Annotated in this window: 22 protein-coding genes and 1 pseudogene; 2 read left to right on the top strand and 21 right to left on the bottom strand. The window is 41.7% G+C overall.

Annotation, left to right across the window (positions count from 1 at the left end):
- Nucleotides 1–79 precede the first annotated feature (79 nt).
- Together GT641_RS03480 and GT641_RS03475 are read right to left on the bottom strand one after the other, a co-directional pair.
- Entirely contained in the window at nt 80–1,345 is a 1,266-nt protein-coding gene (locus GT641_RS03480) for a substrate-binding domain-containing protein (RefSeq protein ID WP_008402284.1), read from the bottom strand.
- Nucleotides 1,346–1,540: 195 nt separating this feature from the next.
- Entirely contained in the window at nt 1,541–1,741 is a 201-nt protein-coding gene (locus GT641_RS03475; RefSeq protein ID WP_021944545.1) for a Ferredoxin thioredoxin reductase subunit beta, read from the bottom strand.
- 247 nt (nt 1,742–1,988) lie between these two features.
- Here GT641_RS03475 and GT641_RS03470 point away from each other — a divergent pair, with 247 nt between their 5' ends.
- Together GT641_RS03470 and GT641_RS13135 are read left to right on the top strand one after the other, a co-directional pair.
- A complete protein-coding gene (locus GT641_RS03470; protein WP_161116813.1) occupies nt 1,989–2,723 on the top strand; it encodes a LytTR family DNA-binding domain-containing protein in 735 nt (244 codons plus the stop codon).
- A gap of 12 nt (nt 2,724–2,735) precedes the next feature.
- On the top strand, nt 2,736–4,010 hold the full coding sequence (locus tag GT641_RS13135; protein WP_243143677.1) for an ATP-binding protein: 1,275 nt from the start codon (nt 2,736–2,738) through the stop codon (nt 4,008–4,010).
- A 130-nt stretch (nt 4,011–4,140) separates the two neighbouring features.
- Here the strand turns inward: GT641_RS13135 and GT641_RS03460 are convergent, their stop codons facing one another.
- The 19 genes and pseudogenes from GT641_RS03460 to GT641_RS03365 all read right to left on the bottom strand — a co-directional run bounded on the left by GT641_RS03460 (nt 4,141) and on the right by GT641_RS03365 (nt 22,175).
- On the bottom strand, nt 4,141–4,626 hold the full coding sequence (locus GT641_RS03460) for a YaiI/YqxD family protein (protein ID WP_117808614.1): 486 nt from the start codon (nt 4,624–4,626) through the stop codon (nt 4,141–4,143).
- A 110-nt stretch (nt 4,627–4,736) separates the two neighbouring features.
- Nucleotides 4,737–6,071, bottom strand: coding sequence for an ATP-binding protein (locus GT641_RS03455; RefSeq protein ID WP_161116812.1), 1,335 nt, complete (start codon nt 6,069–6,071; stop codon nt 4,737–4,739).
- Nucleotides 6,072–6,208: 137 nt separating this feature from the next.
- Complete coding sequence (locus GT641_RS03450; protein ID WP_161116811.1) at nt 6,209–6,607, bottom strand: hypothetical protein; 399 nt, start codon at nt 6,605–6,607, stop codon at nt 6,209–6,211.
- A 197-nt stretch (nt 6,608–6,804) separates the two neighbouring features.
- On the bottom strand, nt 6,805–7,770 hold the full coding sequence (locus GT641_RS03445) for a carbohydrate kinase (protein WP_021944551.1): 966 nt from the start codon (nt 7,768–7,770) through the stop codon (nt 6,805–6,807).
- A 21-nt stretch (nt 7,771–7,791) separates the two neighbouring features.
- Complete coding sequence (locus tag GT641_RS03440; RefSeq protein ID WP_008402272.1) at nt 7,792–9,270, bottom strand: glycoside hydrolase family 32 protein; 1,479 nt, start codon at nt 9,268–9,270, stop codon at nt 7,792–7,794.
- Between the two features lie 21 nt (nt 9,271–9,291).
- Nucleotides 9,292–10,311, bottom strand: a complete 1,020-nt coding sequence (gene rbsC, locus GT641_RS03435) for a ribose ABC transporter permease (protein ID WP_008402271.1) — start codon at nt 10,309–10,311, stop codon at nt 9,292–9,294.
- Nucleotide 10,312: 1 nt separating this feature from the next.
- Nucleotides 10,313–11,812 (bottom strand): sugar ABC transporter ATP-binding protein, encoded by a 1,500-nt coding sequence (locus GT641_RS03430; protein WP_008402270.1) that lies wholly within the window; start codon nt 11,810–11,812, stop codon nt 10,313–10,315.
- Between the two features lie 145 nt (nt 11,813–11,957).
- Complete coding sequence (locus tag GT641_RS03425; protein ID WP_161116810.1) at nt 11,958–12,968, bottom strand: sugar ABC transporter substrate-binding protein; 1,011 nt, start codon at nt 12,966–12,968, stop codon at nt 11,958–11,960.
- 377 nt (nt 12,969–13,345) lie between these two features.
- Entirely contained in the window at nt 13,346–15,343 is a 1,998-nt protein-coding gene (locus GT641_RS03420; protein ID WP_161116809.1) for a LacI family DNA-binding transcriptional regulator, read from the bottom strand.
- Nucleotides 15,344–15,679: 336 nt separating this feature from the next.
- Nucleotides 15,680–15,808 (bottom strand): annotated as a pseudogene (locus GT641_RS03415) (linear amide C-N hydrolase); the annotation flags it as partial.
- Between the two features lie 32 nt (nt 15,809–15,840).
- Nucleotides 15,841–16,269, bottom strand: coding sequence for a GNAT family N-acetyltransferase (locus tag GT641_RS03410; RefSeq protein ID WP_117808618.1), 429 nt, complete (start codon nt 16,267–16,269; stop codon nt 15,841–15,843).
- A gap of 198 nt (nt 16,270–16,467) precedes the next feature.
- Entirely contained in the window at nt 16,468–17,124 is a 657-nt protein-coding gene (locus GT641_RS03405; RefSeq protein ID WP_161116808.1) for a DUF3801 domain-containing protein, read from the bottom strand.
- 550 nt (nt 17,125–17,674) lie between these two features.
- Nucleotides 17,675–18,049 (bottom strand): desulfoferrodoxin family protein, encoded by a 375-nt coding sequence (locus GT641_RS03395; RefSeq protein ID WP_044945872.1) that lies wholly within the window; start codon nt 18,047–18,049, stop codon nt 17,675–17,677.
- A gap of 27 nt (nt 18,050–18,076) precedes the next feature.
- Entirely contained in the window at nt 18,077–19,021 is a 945-nt protein-coding gene (locus GT641_RS03390; protein WP_008402259.1) for an L-lactate dehydrogenase, read from the bottom strand.
- Nucleotides 19,022–19,048: 27 nt separating this feature from the next.
- A complete protein-coding gene (gene rbr, locus GT641_RS13280; protein WP_161116807.1) occupies nt 19,049–20,230 on the bottom strand; it encodes a rubrerythrin in 1,182 nt (393 codons plus the stop codon).
- Entirely contained in the window at nt 20,223–20,630 is a 408-nt protein-coding gene (locus GT641_RS03380) for a transcriptional repressor (RefSeq protein WP_008402256.1), read from the bottom strand. Before GT641_RS03380 ends, rbr begins: the two co-directional genes overlap by 8 nt.
- A 127-nt stretch (nt 20,631–20,757) precedes the next feature.
- Nucleotides 20,758–21,507 (bottom strand): peroxide stress protein YaaA, encoded by a 750-nt coding sequence (gene yaaA / locus GT641_RS03375; RefSeq protein ID WP_008402255.1) that lies wholly within the window; start codon nt 21,505–21,507, stop codon nt 20,758–20,760.
- Nucleotides 21,507–21,962 carry a thioredoxin-dependent thiol peroxidase gene (gene bcp, locus GT641_RS03370; RefSeq protein ID WP_008402253.1) on the bottom strand — a complete coding sequence of 152 codons (456 nt, stop codon included), beginning with the start codon at nt 21,960–21,962 and terminating at the stop codon, nt 21,507–21,509. The genes yaaA and bcp overlap by 1 nt, the downstream gene beginning before the upstream one ends.
- Nucleotides 21,963–21,965: 3 nt before the next feature.
- Entirely contained in the window at nt 21,966–22,175 is a 210-nt protein-coding gene (locus GT641_RS03365; RefSeq protein ID WP_008402252.1) for a DUF6219 family protein, read from the bottom strand.
- Nucleotides 22,176–22,232: the final 57 nt, after the last annotated feature.

The raw sequence follows: 22,232 nt of genomic DNA, 5'->3' as shown, positions 1-22,232 counted from the left end.
TCTTAGTAAAAGAAGGGTATCAAATCTTGTATCTGACACCCCTCTGAGTTAAATCATTATTGCCTGCCGATCCGTTATCTTATTTGTTAAGAAGTGTTGTGTATGATGCTGCATTATCTGTCTTAACCATGTTGATCGCAAATGCGTCATATTCGCCCGGGTTACCAAGACGGTTTGTAATGTTAGACTCTGTCTGACCATCACCACCGATGTAATCTACTTTCAGGTTGAGCAGATCATCGTAATTCTCAAGAAGTGGCTGGTATGTTGAGCTTAAGAAGTTATCTGAAGCGTTGTAGATATCAAGCCATACTTTCTTTGTTGGGCTCTTGCTTGAATCAAGCTGTTTTGAAACCTTGTCATAAACCTTTGTTGAATCTGTGAAATCCTGATAGTTTTCAGCAGTTACTGCTACGTTTAATGCGTAGTATGATCTTTCTTCTTCGCTGTATCTGTAATCTTCACCTTCTGTTAAGCAGTTACCAGCTTCATCTGCTGTGCCAATACCTGTATCAACGTCTACACCATCAAGTGCGTTACGAAGAACTCTGAGTGTTAAGTAAGCCTGAACATCTGCATGCTGTGAAATTGTTCCGCCGTAACCTTCTGCAATAGCTGCTACTGCATCGCTGTTAGCATCGTATCCAAATGTAGGAACCTTGTTATCCTTTGCCCATGCATTGAACATTGACATTCCCATACCATCGTTATTTGAAACAACTACATCAATCTGATCACCGAATGAAGCTGTCCATGTTCCGATAGCGTTTCCTGCTGTTGCTGCATCCCATGTAGCACCTGCTGAGTTCTTCATTTCCTGTGAAGCAAGCTCACGGATTGTATATGTCTTACCATCTACATCAAGCTTTGCATCCTGAACAACTTTTGCTGATCCGTCTACGTTTGTACCTGCAGGTGTTGAATCAACTGCACCATTTGCATCAACTCCTGTGCCAAGTGCTGAACGAACACCACGAGTACGAGCGATTGAGTCATTGTGTCCGATATCACCGATTGCTAAAACGTATCCGATAACGCCATCACCGTTACGGTCGATTGTTGCTGCATTTGCTTTGATATAATCAAGTACCATCTGACCCTGAAGTTCAGCACCCTGATTAGCATCGAAGCCTACATAATAAGTATCTTTGTTGAAGCTTAATGCTTCCTTATCAAGTTCTCCTGTTGAGCTGTTGGATGGCTGACGGTTGAACCAGCAAAGTGGCTTATCCTTATTTGCAACTCCGCTTGAGCTGCTTCCGCCTGATCCGCCTGATCCACATCCTACCATTGATAATGCAAGTGTTGCTGCTGCAACGACAGCTATAATTTTTTTCTTTCTCATATTTCATTCCTCCTGTTTGTACATTTTGTTTATTTTTCGCTCTGTCTCATTGACTAAATTCATTATAATGTGACAAGCAGGAAGAAAGAATAGAATATTTTTGGATTTATTAGCAATTTTTTTGGATTTATTAATATTTTTATGTTTATTTTGACGAACCAGTCTATATGTTCTGATAATAATTCATATATTATTTTACTTTTCTTTGTAATATAACTGACAATGGCAGTATCCCTCAAACTCCGGATCATTGATCTGATCCCGAAATTCTTTACAGATACATTTATTCTCCGGTATCTTTTCAAGCCTGCACGGACAATATCCATCCTTCCTTTTTAGTCCTTCTTTTACAGCTGCAACTATTTCTGTATTATCATTGAATCGTACTTTTCCCATTATTAATCCTCCATTGATCTGAATTCTCTTGATATTTTCAGTCTATCATGAAGCAGCTCCGCATTCTACAACAGATTTCATTTTTTTGCATCCGCTACATGAAATGTCACTATATGTGCATGAAATGTCCGTCGATTTGATCAGAACTATGCTATAATGAACCCAGGTCAATGAGTACGCCTGTACAAATGACGATCAACGACCGGCTTATCATATATTTGTTAAGCCATGATAAGGAGTAGATTTTTTGATACATATAGCGATTTGTGACGACAGTAAACAGGAGCGGCAGATACTGGCAGCGCTTTTCAAACGATATCAGGAGCTTCATGCCACACCGCTTCAGATTCATATATTTCAAAATGGCTTCTCATTACTGGATGCCATCGATCAAGGAAAACAATTTGATATTACGATCCTGGACATTTTAATGCCCGGAGAAAACGGAATTGAGATTGCGAGAAATATCAGAGCTTCCGGAACAGATACCGAGATCATCTTCCTGACAAGTTCTCCGGAATATGCGGTAGACAGCTACGAAGTAAAAGCTCAGAACTATCTGTTAAAACCGGTAACCGAAGAAAAATTTTTTGCCTCCATAGATTCCATTCTTGCCGAACTGGATGAGAAAGATACCGCAAGCTTCATCATTTATACAACAGCGAAGCAGTACAGCCGGATCCGGGTATCCTCTCTGGTCTATGGTGAGGTCACACACAGAACCATCACCTTACATCTGGCAGATCAGACCATGGTCTCTGCCGTAATGACCTTTACGGAATTTCAGGATATTCTGAAAGCCTATCCGGACTTTACATATCCACACCGTTCTTATGCGGTAAATATGAATTACATTCAATATGTTACGAAAAGCGATATCATCCTGACAGACGGTCAGAAGATTCCGCTTTCCAGAAATAACTACACGAAGATTTCGGAACAGTTTTTAAATTTTGCCTATACAAACTCTTTTGGGAAATAAGGAGACAATGATATGAGTTTTCTCTGCGACAGTATTTATTTTATTACCGTATTCCTCTTTGGTACAGTAGCAAGCATATGTTTTACCGGTGTTCCTTTTAACCGGAAAAACATACTCACTCTGTCTGTTTTCTGTGCCCTCGACGGAATACTTCAGATCATTTCTTTCGCCGTCTTCGGACAGGAGATTTCCCGAGGGCTGTATCCGGTCGTTGTACATCTTCCGTTGGTGCTTTTTCTCTGGCTGATATACAAATGCTCATGGATCACTTCGATCGTCAGTGTCTTGACTGCCTATATGTGCTGTCAGATCCCTCTCTGGTGCGGACTAGCGGTTCGCTTATTTTCTGACAATAAGATCATCTATACGATCGTTTATGTAGGATGTGCCTTTGTAACCTTTTATTTCCTATACCACTATGAATCAAATCTGGCGCAGCATTTTATGCCAAAAGCAAATAAATCCGTCTATATTCTTGGCATCCTTCCTCTCTGCTACTATCTTTTCGATTATGCCTCTACGATTTATACCGATATGCTTTATACCAGCAACGAATTTGTAGTTCAGTTTATGCCGTCCATTTGCTGCATTTTCTATTTTGTTTTTATCTTTTATTATTATCATAAACTGGAAGAACAGGAACAGGCAGAACGCCTGGCAGAATCTCTTCATATGCAGCTTACACATGCTGCCATTGATCTGAATCATATGCGCACCATGCAGACACAGGCAGCCTCCTACCGTCATGATATGCACCATCATTTTACTTATTTGCAGGCACTTGCAGGAACTGGGAATCTGGATAAGATTCAGGAATACATACAAACCGCCCAATCCGACTTAGATGCGATCACTCCAAAACGCTTCTGTTCAAACGAGCTGATCAATCTGCTTCTGTCCGCCTATGATACTAAAGCGGAATCAGAGGGCATCTCCCTGCTAGTTCAGGCTTCTATCCCTGCGGAACTTCCTCTGTCCGACACAAAGCTATGTGCGATTCTGTCAAATGCTCTGGAAAATGCGCTCCATGCATCGATCGAAACAGAGGAAAAATTCATACAGGTTCAGCTCGCCGAACGGAATCAGACGCTTCTGATCCAGATCAGCAATTCGTTTATCGGAACGGTTGCTTTTGAAAATGGATTGCCTGTCTCCACGCAGACAGGACATGGTTTCGGAACTAAGAATATTGCTGCGATCGCGGACTCCTATCATGGACAGTTCCAGTTCTTTGCAAAAGACGAGATCTTCACCGTCAGAGTATTACTGCCACTGGTAGAAACCTGATACTTCTTACTCTGTCCGTCCAAAAAGCTCATATATGATCACATCACGCTATGATCAGCAACCAGCCATCATTCTCAGCTTCATTTTTCCATTTTACAAACAAATGTACAATATAGAGATAGCCATGCAACTATTTTCTTTGTTCATCATTTTCCTTCGAACTGCCTTCATTTGCCTTTGCCATCCGTATGAGTTTTTCAAAGGATTGAGCAAAACGTAAATCATCATCTTCTGTACGTTTTCTCGGTCCTTTCATATGATGCTTATGAGAACTTCGCCTTGCTTTCTTGTTAAGATGCCGTTCCATCAGCATCTGGTCAATATTTTCATTTGTATACCACTTACCGGATTGATGAATGGCATATGCCCCTTTACCAAGTGCCATGGCAGCAACGCCATAATCCTGTGACACTACGATATCCCCTTTATGGCATATGCTGATCAGCTTATAATCTACTGCATCCGCACCGGCACCAACCACTATAACTTCACTGTAATCAGAATACAGCACATGGTTCGTGTCACACAAAAGTGTAGTTGGTATATTATATTTTTCTGCGATCGTCTCAACAATGTCCACTACCGGACACGCATCTGCATCAACAAATATCTGCATTATTATTTCTCCATCTAAATCATCCTTATCAGCCTTCACCCACTTAAGAAAAGCCTTATTCGCAAAATCAAATAAGCCTAATGAAATTTCATAAAGATTACACTATATTTTTAATCCAATTTTTTTACAAATGCCTTAATCATAAATGCACAGAAATACGGAAACGTATATATATTGTTTACATATCCAACATTAAAATCACCAAACTTAATTCCGTTTTTTATATCACTGTAATTTTCATTTTTTATCAGTGAAGACAAAGATTTTGATCTGGCGTTGTTTGATTTAACTTCTACCGGCAGCAACTCACTTTTTGATCTGACAAAAAAATCTTCCTCTAAAGTTGAGTTTTCTTTTTTATAGTAAAATAACCCCAATTTCTGTTTAATAAAGGCTTCAGCTACAAAATTTTCATATAACGCGCCCTTATAAACACCAAGGTTCTTATTTACACGTAAATCCTCCTGCGCTTCTTCATCAAGTGCAGAAATCAGTAATCCCGTATCCGGATAATACAACTTAAATTTTCCTTCATCTACATTTCCTTTAAGTGGCAGCTCAGGATACCCAAGGCACTGACACTCTATAATAACTCCTGCATCAATTAACCATTCAATGCAACCGGTATATTCCCTTGATCTGGCATTTTTATCTATTTTATTAAACTGAAACTTCTTATTTTCTTTCGCTAACTGAGAGGGCACACTTCTATATACACTTATGATTTTTGCCTGATCCAGCCCTTCTGCATATTTACGAACATCCTCCTCATAATCAAGCCTGATCTGTTCTTGCACAGCAGTCGATCCGGAAAATGTACCTGTTTCTATATACCCTCTGATTACATCCGGCATTCCACCTAATACACAGTAATCCAGAAACAACGCCTTATACACATTTAACTCCGTTTCGTTAAATGGTTTGAGTTCAGTCATATGCCTTAAAATGTCACCAATGTGTTTCTGCGTATATCCTTTTGCCCACAAAAATTCTTCAAAGTCCATAGAATACATTTCATAATCTGTTTTGTTTCCAACGCTATTACTATGAATCTTTTTATAATTAATCCCAAGCATAGAACCACTGCAAATAATATCAAACCTTCTGTCTATATTAAATGATTTCAAACATGTGGCTACATCCGGATATTCCTGTATTTCATCAAAAATTATAACTGTCTCCCCAGGAACAAATTTCAAATTTGGATCAACCAAAGAAATATTCTTTATTACCGTGTCTACATCATAGCCATCACTTACAATTGCACGAAATCTTTTATCCAACACAAAATTTATATATACAACATTTGCATAGACATTACCTGCAAAATGTAATATAGACTCTGTTTTTCCAATCTGTCTTGCACCTTTTATGATTAATGGTTTATGCGATATATCTTCTTTCCAATTCAATAAAAAGTCATCTATTTTTCTCTTAAAATACATACTTCTACCTCCTCACAGAATACTATATCACATAATTATAGCTTTTACTAACTTCTTTTTCACATTTTATGAGCGTATATAATTATTAAAATCACATTTTATTATTGCATTCCGCCTATATCACAAATGGGACCCATTTACTGCTGCGTTCCTGCTTGCTTATTTATTTTTCTCCCTATCCTTTTTTCTTTGATTTTCTGCAATATTTCTAAATATCTTTCTTGAGATAAGATAGGTTTATCATCCATTAATTTTATTATTTCCTTAAGAACACACGCAAAATCATTAATCTCTGTTGTTTTCCCTTCAAATACCCGTACAAAACCGCCTTCATTCTTTGAAAAGCACACCACTTCTCCATCACCATTAATTTCCCCAATTATAACCAATCCTTCTGGTACATATTCAGAATGGAATTCATTCGGTCCCCAAAATGTTGCTGTATTACCTGCTATACGACATTTTCCTGAAAATCTAAGCCACTCCTTATATGATCCTGGTATTTTCGCTCTGTTTCTCTCCTCCCAATTTATCATCTCTTCTTCCTAATAATATGTGGTATATATGATTATTTTTTTGTTCACCAGCCACATATTATAGGAAATGGAATTATGAGTCAATGCACTTTTGAATGATTACACTGTCCAAATGTTAGATTGTACAAAAAAGAAGACCGGAAACTCTCCGGTCTTCAGGGTTAAGGGAAAATTTTATGTGAAAAATTGTAGTACACTTACTTTACTGCGAGTCTCTCAAATGTCTCGCTCTCTTCAGGAATCGATCTGAGTCCTCCGCGCTTCTCGACACACAGGCTCGCCACCGCATTTCCATATCTTGCAAATTCTTCAAGCTCGTCTATACTGAATTCCTCCAGGCTCTTGTCCGCCCTTATAAGCTGCGATACAAATGCCCCCCAGAACGAATCTCCAGCTCCGGTTGTGTCGACCACATGGCTGACAAATCCAGGAACTTTTCTGCTGCCATCCCTGCTGCATATCAGCACACCCTCACTTCCCAGGGTGACCGCAACAAGTCTGACGCCTGTTCCAAGGAGATACTCCGCAGCCTCCTTCGGATCTTCAAATGGTGTGAGGAGTGCCGTCTCCTCATCCGAAAGCTTCATTATATCTACAAGCGGGAGAATACTCTTCATTCTCTCCATCGCATTTTCTCTGTTGTCCCACAGCGGCTCTCTGTAATTTGGATCATAGGATATCACCGCTCCGTATTTTCTCGCCTCTCTCACCGCCTGGAATGTGGTGGTTCTGGCCGGTTCATCCGTGAGAGACAGCGAACCTATATGGAACACCTTTGTGTCTCTTAGCAGGTCGGCATCCACTTCCTTGTAACAGAGCATTGTGTCCGCTCCCGGCTTTCTGGCAAATGAGAATTCACGCTCTCCGTTCTCATCCAGAGTGACAAATGCCAAAGTGGTAAATACCGTGTCATCGACAACTATACCTCTGGTATCTATTCCTGCCTGCTTTGCCGTCTCAATAAGGAAATTGCCATGCATGTCATCCCCGACCTTTCCTATAAACGCGGTCTTAAGTCCGGCCTTGCTGACTGCCGTGAGCATATTTACCGGAGCGCCTCCGGGATTCTGCTCGAAGAGCTTCATCCCGGAATCACTGCTTCCGGCAGGGGTAAAGTCTATCAGGAATTCACCAAGAGCCACAACATCATATTTCTTTTCCATGTTGGATCCTCCTTGTGAATTTTACTTTCCTGTGATCTCTATGTCATAGAATTCTACTCTTGCATCCTGTGCCAGAAGTCCTGTCTCAAACTCAGGCTTTGCATATATCCTGTATGTAAATGCCACCTGTTCTCCGACAAATACCTCCACCATATCATGGTCAACGATGATCTTCACATCTATCTCGCTGCCCTCTGTTATGTCAAATGTCTTCTCGCACACTCTGACTCCATCAGGGCCCGGCTCCGTTGCAGGAGGCACAGCCTGACAGGACTGAACCCAGAACGGGTCAACTCCCATAGGAAGATTTACCAATGACACTCTCTGCATGGCCACATCGAACTCAAGGAGAAGGCATCCGCTTGCTTCCTTGTCTGACTTGAGCAGTATACCGAAATGGTCATACACCTCTCTAGGCATGATCTTGCACTTCAGCATGTAGCTCTCCTCGTTGTGTCCAAGGAATCCGTATGTGCATGTGCTTACTGAATCCATCTCAACCAGTCTGTCTCCGTGAAGCTCTGCATTTCCAAGTACAGGGATGTAATCCCATGCCACAGGCTTCTCAAATACATGCTCATATTCCTTTGGAAGCTTTACGTCAAGTCCTCCATCCGCTGTGGCAACTACCTCGTGCGGCACGCAGAAGGTTCCGCCCCAGTACCATTCACCTCTGTCGCTTCTGTCTGCTCTGTCGTGAGCCCAACCGAAGTAGAAGCGTCTGCCGTCATCATCCTGCATGGACTTGGCTGCGTAGAATCTTCTTCCGCCTATGCCATCCTTCTTTGGCTTTCTCCATGGGCCAAATGGTGACTTTGCAACTCTGTATATTGTATTTACATATTCTGAGAATCTTGAGTATGAGAGATACCAATTGTCTCCCATCTTGTACATCTCAGGGCATTCAGGACAGTTGGTGTGTCCCGGTGAATATATCGGTCCGTAATATTCCCAGTTGACCAGATCCTTTGATCTGTAGAGAACTATACATCCTCTTCTGGTTATCGGCATATCCAACCTTCTCGCTGATATGAGGATCCAGTAACATTTGTCCTCCTCATTGTAGAATACATATGGATCTCTCCAGTCAAGCTTCTCGTAAAGCTCTATCATAGGTGTGATGACCGGATTGGCTGCATCCTTCACCCATGTGATTCCATCGTCGCTTGTAGCGTGGCATATGGTCTGCTGATACTCTGCGGTGAGGCAGTAGCCTGTATAGAATGCATGGTATTTGCCCTCGCCGTATATGACTGATCCAGTCCATACTCCTGATGCATCCGGCTCGTCGCCCTCGCCCGGATAGAGCGCTGTAGGAAGTTCCTCCCAGTGCACCAGATCATCTGATACACTGTGGCTCCATGTTGTTCTGAGTCTTGCCGGGTACACTGTTGTTCCCGGAGGGGAAGTCAGTGAGAATATATGATATTTGCCCTCGTGGTAGAAAGGTATTGCATCTCCCGTGGAATCCGCGAAGGACATCTTTCTAAAAATCTCCATATTATCAGTCCTCTCTTTCTACTAGTTTGCTGCAAGTTTCTTCTTTTTGAGGAGCTCAAGCTTGCCCTTCTGTCCATCAAGGAGTACCGCACATGCGATGATGAGACCCTTGATGATGAGCTGCCAGTATGATGACACTCCGATAAGGTTAAGACCATTTGAGATGATTCCGATGACCATGGCACCAAATACTGTTCCACTGATTCTTCCTTTACCACCTGTCATAGAGGTTCCGCCAAGTACACAGGCTGCGATGGCATCAAGCTCGTATCCGCTTCCAACTGAAGGCTGGCCTGAGTACATTCTTGAACAGAGTACAAGTCCTGCGAATGCTGAGAGAAGTCCTGATATTGTAAACACTATGATCTCTATCTTCTTGATAGGTACACCTGAAAGTCTTGCGGCCTCGCGGTTACCACCTATCGCGTATACGTATGTTCCGAACTTTGTCTTACTGAGGATGAAGCTGAACAGTATGATGAGCACTACCATGTACACTACCGGAAGTGGAATCACATTGAACAGATATCCTGTACCGATCTCGATAAAGAGCTTGTTTGTGATACGTGTTGACTGTCCACCTGTGTAGACATAAGCTATACCACTTGCTATATTCATCATGGCCATTGTGATGATGAATGCAGGCACCTTGAAATTGGCTACTATGAAACCACTTACAAAGCCAGCCGCTGTGCCGACCAGAAGGCCTGCTGCTATTGCTACGCCGAGAGGAAGTCCCTGATTAACTATAAAACCTACGGTTAGAGTTCCCGACATAGCTACTATCGATCCAACTGACAGGTCAATGTGACCAAGTATGATTATGAGTGTCATTCCAAGTGCTATGTATGTGTTGATCGATATCTGTCTAAGCACTGATATGATGTTGTTGGTCGTTAAAAACTTGTCTGTGGCAAGTGCTACGGCCACACACATGATTATCAGAACCACTATGATTCCTATGTTGCCCTTGACTATGGATGTCAGGGGATTGTTTTTTAATATAGAAGTTGCTTTTGAATTCTTCTTTGTCTCGCCCATATTATTCGATACCTCCTGCAGCGTATTTCATTATCTCTTCCTGTGAGAGCTCGTCCTTTGACAGCTTCTTCACGAGTTTTCCGGCTCTGACCACACATACGTTGTCGCACATGTTGATGATCTCAGGAAGCTCACTGGATACCATGATTATCGCTATGCCTTCCTTTGCCAGTTCATTGATTACTGTGTATATTTCAAATTTTGCATTTACATCAACGCCTCTGGTCGGCTCATCCAGAATGAGCACATCCGGCTTGGTTGCAAGCCATTTGCCCAGAACTACCTTCTGCTGATTTCCACCTGACAGGCTGCCCGCCTCGATCTCAGGTGACGCCGCCTTGATCCGCAACCGCTTTGAATAATGGTCTATGACCTCACCGCGCTTTTTCTCGCTTATGGCGATTCCATTCATATAGAATCTGAGGGATGAGAGTGTTAGGTTGAACGCCACGCTGTTGCCGAGCACCAGTCCCTGCTTCTTTCTGTCCTCAGGAACCAGGGCTACGCCTGACTTGATCGCCTGCATCGGATTCTTGAAGTGTACCAGCTTTCCGCCGAGTATCACCTCGCCTGATGTAGGCTGTGTGGCACCAAATACCGCCTCCATGATCTCGCTTCGTCCGGCACCGACCAGACCTGAGAATCCCAGGATCTCACCCTTGTGTACCGAAAAACTTATATCTTCAAAGACACCTGTCTGTGAAAGGTTCTTTACCTCCAGAGCAACCTCTGCCTTGTCCATGTCACAGTAATCCCTGGCATAGAAGCTCTCCAGATCTCTTCCTACCATCATCGCAACCAGCTCATTCGGGTTGGTCTCAGATGTCTTTTTTGTTCCTACGTATGCACCATCCCTGATGACGGTAACTCTGTCAGATATCCTGAAGAGCTCCTCCATTCTGTGGGAGATGTAGATTATACTTACCTGTTTCTTTCTGAGATTCTCAATGATCTCAAATAACTGCTCCACCTCTTCATTTGAGAGTGATGAGGTAGGCTCATCCATAACTATGATCTTACCGTTGAATGAGACCGCCTTGACGATCTCCACCATCTGCTGCTGTGCGATGGTCAGATTCTCTACTATCGTGTCTGCTTTTATATTCACACCGAGGGACGATATCATCTCCTCTGCTCTTCTGTTCATCTCTGCAAAGTCCAGCGTTCCAAGCTTTGTCCTTATCTCTCTGCCGAGAAACAAATTCTGTGCCACCGAAAGATATGGAACAAGTACGATTTCCTGATGTATTATTCCTATACCATTTTCTCTGGCAGCCGGAACTCCGTTGATCTTGACCTCCTTGCCATTTACCTTGATGATTCCGCTGTCGGGCTGGTAAATTCCGCCGAGGACCTTGATCAGTGTGGACTTTCCTGCACCATTCTCACCGAGCAGTGCATGTACCTCTCCCAGCTCAAGGGAAAAGTCGATGCCACTTAAAGCATATATTCCGGAGAAGCTTTTCTTTATCCCTATCATTTCCAGAACTGTCTGTCCCATATTAAACCTCCAAGTTTCTAAAATAAATCTTTTGTTATCCTGCTTTTTCGGGATCTCGGCCGGAGATCTAAGATCCCCGGTCTCTCCCGTGTTATATACACCTACGTTGTGTCATGTATGTCCAGCCGGGGGCAGCCCCGTGCTGTTACTGCCAATCGTTAACTGTCTTCTCAGCCTCATCCTTAAGTACGAGGTGTGAGTCAAGATATACCTTCTTCTCGTCGATCGTTGTATCTCCGCCCACATACTTCTGTGCTGCGTTGAATGCGTACTCAGCAATCTGTACAGGAACCTGACATGCAACTGCTGTGAACTCGCCGTCGAGGAGTGCCTGCTTGCCATCTGGTGAAGCATCGATACTGTATACACCAATCTGACCTGTCTTGTTGGCTGCCTTAACTGCTGCTGCTGCGCCAAGTGCTGAAGGATCATTGATACAGAAGAATGCCTGAAGATCTGTGTTTGCTGTGATGATATCCTCTGCAAGGCTCATTGATGCATCAAGTGCTGCCTCGCCATCCTGCTGTGCTACGATGTTGAACTTATCCTTGTTATCACCGAGTCCGTCAAGGAAACCATTTACACGGTCTACACAACTCTCATTTGATGGGAAGTCAAGGATCGCAATGTCTGCTCCGTCCGGATAATCCTTAGCCATCTGCTCACCGACAAGCTGTCCTGCCATGTAAGCATTTGTTCCAACGAACTGTGTTACGAAGTTCTCTATGTCATCCTCGATAACTGCTGTATCTACATTGAAGATTGGGATTCCTGCATCCTTGATCTCTGCAAGACCTGATGTGATACCTGCTGAATCAACCGGGATGATGAACACTGCGTCGTATCCACTATTTGCCACGTCTGATAACTGGCTGAGCTGTGTGTTCAGATCGTAGTCAGGATCAAGACATGTATATGATATTCCGTTCGCATCGCAGAGCTCCTTGAGCTTGGCATCAATTGAACTCTGGAATGTATTGTTGAGTGTGTTTGTACAAAATGCAAATGACAGGTCAGATGACTTTGTGCTCTCCTGCTTTGTACCTGAATCAGATGAACCGTTGCCCGAAGTGTTTCCTGATCCACAACCTGCCAGTAAACTGAGTGACATGCACAGGCATGCTCCAACTGCTAATAATTTTTTAAATTTTCTCATAATTTTTACCTCCACTATCATGTATTTTCTTTGCTAACTCGTTGTCGAAAAACTGTTCTTAACCTGTTTATTTACGTAAATTTTAAACTGTTTTTCGTCCCTTGCATGTTTTGATGATATAACTTTTGTCGTTTTTTACGTAAATATTTTACCAGATGTCATGCTTATGGGATTTGTAGTGTATGATTGACACCCGTTACTTGTCACCTTGTCTCTTGTGTATAAACGCAAAAAATCCGCCAGAAAGATACAATTTTCTCTCTAACGGATTCTTTTTTAGATAAAAAGATACAGTTTCTAACTCTGTCCGACACAGACTAACTAAAGATGTCATATCACCTCAATCTGTCCGGCACGAACTAACTAAAGATGTCATGTCACCTCAATCTGTCCGGCATGGACTCATGGAAGATTTCCTTCCATGCAAGCCTGAGCTGTTTTGGCTCAACCTGATACGGCTGAACTCCCACATACTTTGGAAGCTGTTCTTCACTTACCAGGGACTTGGCAACAACTGCCGCGGCCGCTCTTCCCTGCTCGTATGGTCTCTGCGTGCTGAGTCCCTTGACGATTCCTTCCTCCATGCACCTGGCAATTCCATGATCAAGGTCCGTGGTGAACACCGCCACATCCTCCCTGCCAAGCTCCTTGAGTGCCTTTATAACCAGAAGTGCCGGGCGATCCCAGCTCACATACATTGCCTCAATTTCAGGATTGGCAGTTATCACGTCCTGGGCTACCTGATATGCATTGGATATCTCTCCAAAACTCCTGATCGTAACTATGTCAATATCAGGATAACTGTCCTTGATTATCCTCTCAGCGGCGTTATCCCTGACTCTTGTTCCATAGAATGCCGCACCATGAATAATGAAACCTGCCTTTTTTTTCTTGTTCTCCTTGCAGTATTCCCCCAGCATTCTTCCCGTGTTCGTTCCATTCTCCGACTCATTTACTGATACACAGGACACATAGCTGTTCTTGGACATGCCATCCGGAACATTGCTTATGAACACCAGCTTTGACACTTTGGAAAGTTCCTGAAACTTCTCTCTGGTACGGCTGTCATCCGCCGGAATAGCTATAACTGCGTCCGGCTTCTGAAGTCTTATTCCATCAAGCTGCGCATTCTGCAGTTCCGAGTCAAAGTGCGCATCCATAACCGACACCACATCTATCCCGAACTGCTCAAGCTCCTCACAGATACCCTTCTCATGAAGCTCAGCCCATGACGTACCTGTGTAATGGAATGATATGGCAACTCTGAAATGTCCTGCCTTCAGCCTCTGTTTTTCCTCCTTCGTCAGCACCACGGAATCAGGGGCAGCTGCCTTATCTCCAAATGGTCCATTATCCAGCATCTTGGTGGATTTCCTGACAACCAGTTCCACATCGGCATAGCAGTCATGGGATATGACCGCACCTGTGTTGATCTTCTCAAAAAGCATTCCAACTGCCTTGGTGCTTAACCCCTTCACATCTCTTCTGATTATGGTAAGCGGAGGATATGTAAGTTCTGACCAGCTCTCATCACCAAACCCAACCACAGATATCTCTCCCGGACAGTCGATTCCCATATCTCTCAGTGTCTTCATGAGGTAGAGCGTTATTCTGTTGCCCCCCGCAAGAACTGCGGTCGGCCTGTATCTGCGGAGCGCCTTCTGGATGACGAGCATACAGTCATCCTCGCCATTTTCCAGTGTCACATCCACTATATTCGCATCGTTTGTATTTATATTGTATTTCTGCAGAGCACTCAGGAAACCTTTTGTTCTCTCATCCCTGGTGGTACTGTCCGTACTCTCTCTGAAAAACAAAACATTCTTGTGTCCACTCGCGAGCAGATAATCTGCGCCCTTAAATATAGCCTCCCTGTCTCGGAACTCAACTGAGTCTATCCCTGATCCAAGTATATTTCTCTCCACGCAGACAAATGGAACGCCTGACTGTATAAGCTTTGTGTAGTTGGTTGCCACATCACTCACCGGCGCATGTATGATACCGGCAACCTTCTTGTTGACCAGAAGTCCGGCAAGCACCTGTGTCTCCTCCTTAAAATCATTGTCTGTTATCGCCACAAGGAACTGATATCCCTGTACACTGACAAGTTGCTCCACATAAGCTACCATATCTCTGTATATCGTACTTTCAATGTTCGGAATGACTGCAACGATCGTAGACTCTCGGCCAACCAGCAGTTTTCTCTCCTTATCTGCTATCTTATTCTGATATCCCGTCTCTACAATAATCTTCTCTATCTTATCCACAAGCTCAGGGCTTACATACCTTGTCCTGTTGATAACATGGGAAACTGTAGCTATGGACACCCCTGCCTTATCCGCAATCTCTTTTATTGTAACCTTTGACTTGCCCATATCTCGTCCTTTCTCCTTTATCACAGATATAACTCTGGCTTCCGTACATTGCCACTGGCAACGCCCTTTTCCGATATTATAATCTACTTTTCTATGTTTGTGCAACCACTGTCATCATCCAGACTACTGGCTCTGCGATGGCTACTGACACCATGCAGTTGCCGGCTCCACCATTACATAAAACAGCACAAATTTTTCGCAAAATGCAGAAATGCAGATAAAAACGCCAAGTTATTTCCTGGTATTTCCCGGGTCCCGGGGCAGCAGATACTTAGTTCTGCCAGTTGATGTTCTCCCCCTGCAGCAACGGATATCTGGCAAGTTCTGTGCCGTCCTGCCCATATATCTGAATTCAAACGGATAATTTCTCGGAGTCACGGTGATCTCATCGCCGTACGAGAATTCATAATCCAGCGTTCTTCCAAAATAGGAATCCTTTGTCTTATATGTCGCCGCTGTACACATATTTTGTCTTCTTTCCAATCTCCTCAGATAATTTATATCATCAGTTCAAAGCCATAACAGCTCTTTTCAAATCCATAGTGTTCGTAGAAGCCATGTGCCCCTGTCCGCGGAAGACCGGAATCAAGGGTGACGGCCTTGCACCCCCTCTGCTTTGCAAGCTCCTTTGCATGATCCAGGAGTGCCACACCATAGCCATTTCCGCGGTCCTTCTCTCTTGTTATAAGGCTTGACACATAGCATGTGAGTCCCGACATCCAGAATGTATTGAAATAGTCTCCATGGCACATGCCCCTGCAAACGCCTTCATCCCATAATAAAAACGCAAAGCTGCGTTCGTCATTTATGACGTCCATATATACTTTGCGTATTTCTTCCCTGTCATATGTATTATATGTCCATAATTTCTCTATAAAATCAAATACAATATCAAAATCCTCTGCTGCCGCTTTTCTGATCTCCATAATTATATTCTCCTTTCCCGCTGAGTTTCAGACCACTTAAACTGACTTTGCACCATCAACTAAATTACAACCAATGCTTACATTATAAAATATCAAAGTGATTATTAACAGACCGCCACCCATAAATTTATTATAAAATATCCCGGAAAATACTTAGGCAATACTTACATGACTTTTTGTCACATTTTCCTAATTTATTTAGTATAATGTAAATGTTTCGGGCTGACTTTGGTCACATTTATGACGCACAGCATATATCAAATAATATCGGGTGCTTTGCATTTGCCGGCACCTAAAATATGGAGAGAATCTTGACAGTGTTTCCACATCGTCCATATTTATCTCACTATTATTTACAAAGTCAGCCGACATAACCTTCTTGCCCTTATCATCGTAAAGCACAAGTGTCTTGGTCATTTCCTTCTGCTCCTCAAGTACCTGTTCGGAAGTCATCTTCAGTAATGCTGCCATCTGGTCTATGCTTTTCACTTCACAGAATGCAGTATGCGTGATGGAACCATCTGCCCTCGTTACCTTTTTCATATCCACCGGAATATGACTTTTCTTACAGGCTTTCTCCAAAAGCTCCGCTGTTCTCTCATCATTCACATCAATATGCGTGACATCCTTGCCCTCTCGGTTAAGTCCCTTTAATGAGCCATGTGTTTCCTTATAATTCGACATTACCTTATCGACAACCTTGCCGAGCAATGTCTCCTTCTGTTCCTCGCTCATACCAGGATTCTGCTGTTCAGACCGCTTGCACGCATCTGCAATGGCAGTAATCAGATCTACGCTGACAGTCACAATCGCCTTTCCTGTCTGGAACAACTCCTGCGTCAATTCATCGACCATTGTTCTGTCCTCCTGTTATATATTTTCCTGCTGCTTCTGTCTGTGGGTGCTCTCACCCATAAGATACACATTTTAATGCACATCTCGTGTTCCTCCTTGATTTCCTCTATCTGAACTTCTGGACAAAATGTCCTAAAGTTACATTCATATCCATTGCCCAACGGGCACAAAAAAAGAGCATCTATGTTTCAATCACATAAATGCTCTAACGCTGTTGTTTATAATAATATGTAATATCGGTTGAAACTGCATTACTACTAGCTAGTATACCATAAACATACTGTTTTAGTAAGAAATGTCCTATTTCATCCATGTATGCATATTGTCAAGTGTATGTGTCATATTTTATATTCAAAATAAAAAAAGCTGCTACTCTCTAAAAAATAACAGCCTTTCTTACTATATCAGCCTTTTGGAATTTGACCATCGACATACAGAATGTGATTAACTAACCGCTATGTGAGATATTTTAAAGTTCCCATAATCTGTTCATCTTGATCTTCTACCTCATCATTGTGTTGTTCTGTAACCTTAATATGTATAAATGCTTTTAGCATTTCCATAATCCATGCAGGTTACAATATGCATATACTTCTTCTACCTGTTCACCATCGCAAAGACAAAAATCTGCTGCCGGCTCCTGCCCTGGATTTAACTGTTTTCTATATATTCCCTGGTTTGTATTTAATGTAATCCACTCAATGAAATGCTCTTCAAGCATTGGATGTTTTGTCTCTCCGACCACGACATGAACATGACTGCCTTCTATCGTATATACAGGTACATGCTTCTCGACAGCAGCATCTGTCACTCCGGCTTTTAATTCCTGCATAGGTTCTCCGCAACAAATTACAGGTACACCCTTATCCTTTACCTTTTCAACAATGTTTCCACAATGCTTACAAATATAATACCTTACTTCCATGACTTTTTCTCCTTCCATGTGTAAAATTTATAATTCAATTGTCTCCATAATCTTTTTCAATGAATCTGCAGATTCCTTAAGCTTTAACGCTTCCTCGCCACTTAAATTAATAGGTATATCAGACTCAATACCATCTGCACCTACAATAGCTGGCATACTTAACGATACTCCGTCAATGTCATATACTCCATGAATCATGTGTGATACAGGAAGTATTGATTTTTCATCTCTCATAATCACTTCGCAGATTCTTTTTACAGACATTGCAATTCCATAATATGTAGCGTGCTTTTTGTTTATAATCTCATAAGCACTGTTCTTGACTTCTGTAGCTATTTCTGCCGTGTTTTCCTTGTGCTTATAATGTCCACGCATTTCACACATTTCACTTAATGGAACACCAGATACATTGGCTGATGACCATGCTACAACTTCGCTGTCTCCATGCTCACCTATTATAAATGCATGAACACTCCTGCTGTCCACAGATAAATGCTCACCAAGCTTATATCTTAATCTGGCACTATCTAACACAGTACCCGATCCAATAACCCTGTTTTCTGGAAGTCCTGATAACTTTATGGCTACCTGAGTCAGGATATCTACCGGATTCGCAACTACAAGCATGATACCTGCAAAATTTCTCTTTGCTATTTCAGGAATGATTGACTTAAATATTGCTACATTTTTATTTACGAGATCAAGCCTTGTCTCTCCCGGTTTCTGTCCCGCTCCGGCAGATATGACAACAATTGCAGCATCAGCCACATCATCATAATCTCCGGCATATATTTTCATCGGACTCGCAAATGGAATACCATGACTGATATCCATCGCTTCTCCTTCTGCCTTGTTCTTATCTGCATCGATAAGGACAATCTCTGTAAACAAGCCACTCTGCATCAGAGCAAATACCGATGCAGAACCAACAAAGCCACAGCCTATCATTACTGCTTTTTTTGAATTAATCACTTTCTTCTTCGTAATAATCTCATCTCCTTAATAATTCTCTTCATGTACTTCAAAATAGCTCTGTGGATGATTACATACCGGACATACTTCAGGTGCCTTAGTTCCTACCACAATATGTCCGCAGTTACGGCATTCCCATACCTTAACTTCGCTCTTTTCAAATACTTGTGCAGTTTCAATATTCTTAAGAAGTGCACGATATCTTTCCTCATGGTGCTTCTCAATCTCACCTACTGCCCTGAATTTTGCTGCAAGCTCAGGGAATCCTTCTTCCTCAGCTGTTTTAGCAAAGCCATTATACATATCTGTCCACTCATAATTTTCGCCTTCTGCCGCTACCGCCAGGTTTTCCTTTGTATCACCAATTCCTGCTAATTCCTTGAACCACATCTTTGCATGTTCTTTCTCATTATCTGCAGTCTTTAAAAACAATGCTGACATCTGCTCGTAACCTTCCTTTTTCGCTACAGATGCAAAATAGGTATACTTATTTCTTGCCTGTGATTCCCCTGCAAATGCCTCCTGTAAATTCTTCTCTGTCTGTGTTCCTGCATATTTGTTTTCTGCCATCTCTTTTACCTCCGTTTTCTTTACTACTTTTTCAAAATCTGATGCCGGGTGCTTGCACAAAGGACATATAAAGTCATCCGGTAATTCCTCGCCTACATATTCATATCCGCAAATTCTGCAACGCCATATTGTCTGACCATCCTCTGTTTTTCCAACCTCCTGTGGCTTAGGCTTAATATTATTCTGATAATAATCATATGTTACTGAAGGAACATTGCTTAAAACTTCCATATCGGTTATCTCACCAATAACCATCGTATGTGAACCCAAGTCCTCTGTTTTAGTAACTGTCACAGAAATGTATGCATTTGTACCTTCTGTAATATAATAAATACCATTCGTGCCTCTGGCACACTGCTCAAATGTTTCAAACTTATTGGTATCTCTTCCTGATTGGAAGCCAAAATGTTTGAACAATTCAAATTGTGCCTTCTGACTTAAGACTGATACAGTAAATTTTCCGGTTCTTTGAATCATATCATGCGTATAATTTGACTTATTTACACAGATACTTAGCTGGTTTGGTTCCGAAGCTGCCTGAATGGCTGTATTAATGATGCATCCGTTATCTTTTTCTGCTTCTTTAGCGGTCAATATAAACAGTCCATAACTCAACTTATACATTGCTTTCCTATCCATGCTGTTCCTCCTTTACCTTCTCCCTGCATTTCGGGCAAATGCCTTTAAATGAAATATCGTAATCCACAAATTCAATTCCATGAGTGTTATGAATTCTTTCCAGCAAATCCGGTATTTGATCCATATCCACATCAAAAATTTCACCGCACTTTATACATCTTACATGGTAATGATTTTTCAATGTAAAATCAAATCGGTTCGGTCCATTCAGAACTTCAACCTTTCTTAATGCACCTTCCTCTACCAATATATCAAGATTTCTATATACAGTTCCTTTTCCAATTGATGGATATGCTTCTTTTATAAATTCATACACTTCATTTGCCGTAACGTGTCTTCTCATTTCGTATACGGTATTTCTTACGAGATCTTTTTGAATGGTATTTCTCCTTCTTGTCATTCATTCTCCTTATTGGGAATAATTCTTAATAAGGATTATATGCCACTATCATCCTGTTGTCAATAAAAATAGTAATAATTCTCATTATTATAAAAGCTGCCAAACTGAACATCTTTTACCTGAATAACTATTTTATTTTGCGTTCAAATACATATTCTGAATCTGAAGATAAATCAGACCTAAACGAGTATCCGAGTCTGTCAAATTTCTGAATCTCCACCAGATTTTCAATATTATTTTCCGCTATGAATCTGACCATTTCACCACGAGCCATCTTGGCATAGGTACCTTTTGTTACCAATTTATCTCCGGATAACTCACAAAATACAATCGTAATATATCTGTCCTGTGGTGTCAGATACTTTTCTATACATTTTGAGTATTCTTTTGATGCAAGATTAATGATAATCCTACTGTCATCGATTACTGAGCGGTATAACAATTCTCCCCAGTACTCATACAGATTTTTTGCATCTCCAATTCCAACCTTTGCCTGCATTTCAAGACGATAAGGAGTCACACCATCCATTGGTTTTAAAATGCCATAAAACGCAGACAAGATTCTTAAATGATTTTGCAAATACTCAAACTGCTGGATTTCAAACACAGATGGTGCCATATATTGAAATGCAATCCCTTCATATGCTAAAACAGCCGGAGTAAGCCCGTTATAAAGATTCATATTTTCCAATCTGTTAAAGTTCTGCTCTGCAATCTTGTCATTACATTTCCAGATAGCTTTCAGTTCTTCTTTTGATTTGCTTTTCATCCAGTTTAATACTTCTGCTGTCTTATCAATATAGACAGGCAGTCCAACCGGTGCTAAGTTATCGGTATCTACTATCATCTTTTTTGCAGGTGATAAAATAATCTTCATTATGCCAATTCCTTAAGCATATTTTCAGGATCATCTGCCGCCTTGACTTTATCATTTGCCTTTATAATGATTCCCTGCTCATCAATAAGATAAGTAGTTCTTACTACACCCATAGATACTTTTCCATAATTTTTCTTTTCTTTCCAGACATCATATGCTTCAATAACTTTACGATCCGGGTCTGCTAATAGCGTAAATGCCAGTCCGTATTTTTCTTCAAATCTCTTGTGGGACGCTACAGAGTCCTTGCTCACTCCGAGAATAACAGCTCCCTTCTCATTAAACTGTGGATAACGCTCAGAAAAGCCACATGCCTGCTTCGTACATCCTGGTGTATTATCCTTTGGATAAAAATATAGGATCACTTTTTTTCCTGCATAATCGCTTAATTTATGCATTTCTCCATTCTGATCCGGCAATTCAAAGTCCGGTGCTTTTTTTCCTACTTCTAACATATTTTATTCCTCCACTTCTTTCATTCCCATCTGTTTTCTTGTCCTCTTATTGCCAGAAATCATTTTATGACCAGAATAGACTGCCATAATCAAGCATATCAGAGAGCCAAATGCAAAGTATTTGTGTGCTGCTTTTAACCCTTTATATCCTGTATAAAAAGTTCCAACCATTGTAACTATTGCTCCGATTGACCAATATTTATGTGCTTTCATTTTATACCTCCAAATTGATTAAGCTGTTTCCAAAATAAATATCTCTGGATCATTAAC

Origin of the sequence: Clostridium sp. BIOML-A1 (genome assembly GCF_009874105.1) — a bacterium.
Lineage (GTDB): Bacteria > Bacillota > Clostridia > Lachnospirales > Lachnospiraceae > Coprococcus.
The sequence above is the reverse complement of the archived record's forward strand: the minus strand, read 5'-3'. Positions and strand labels throughout refer to the sequence as shown.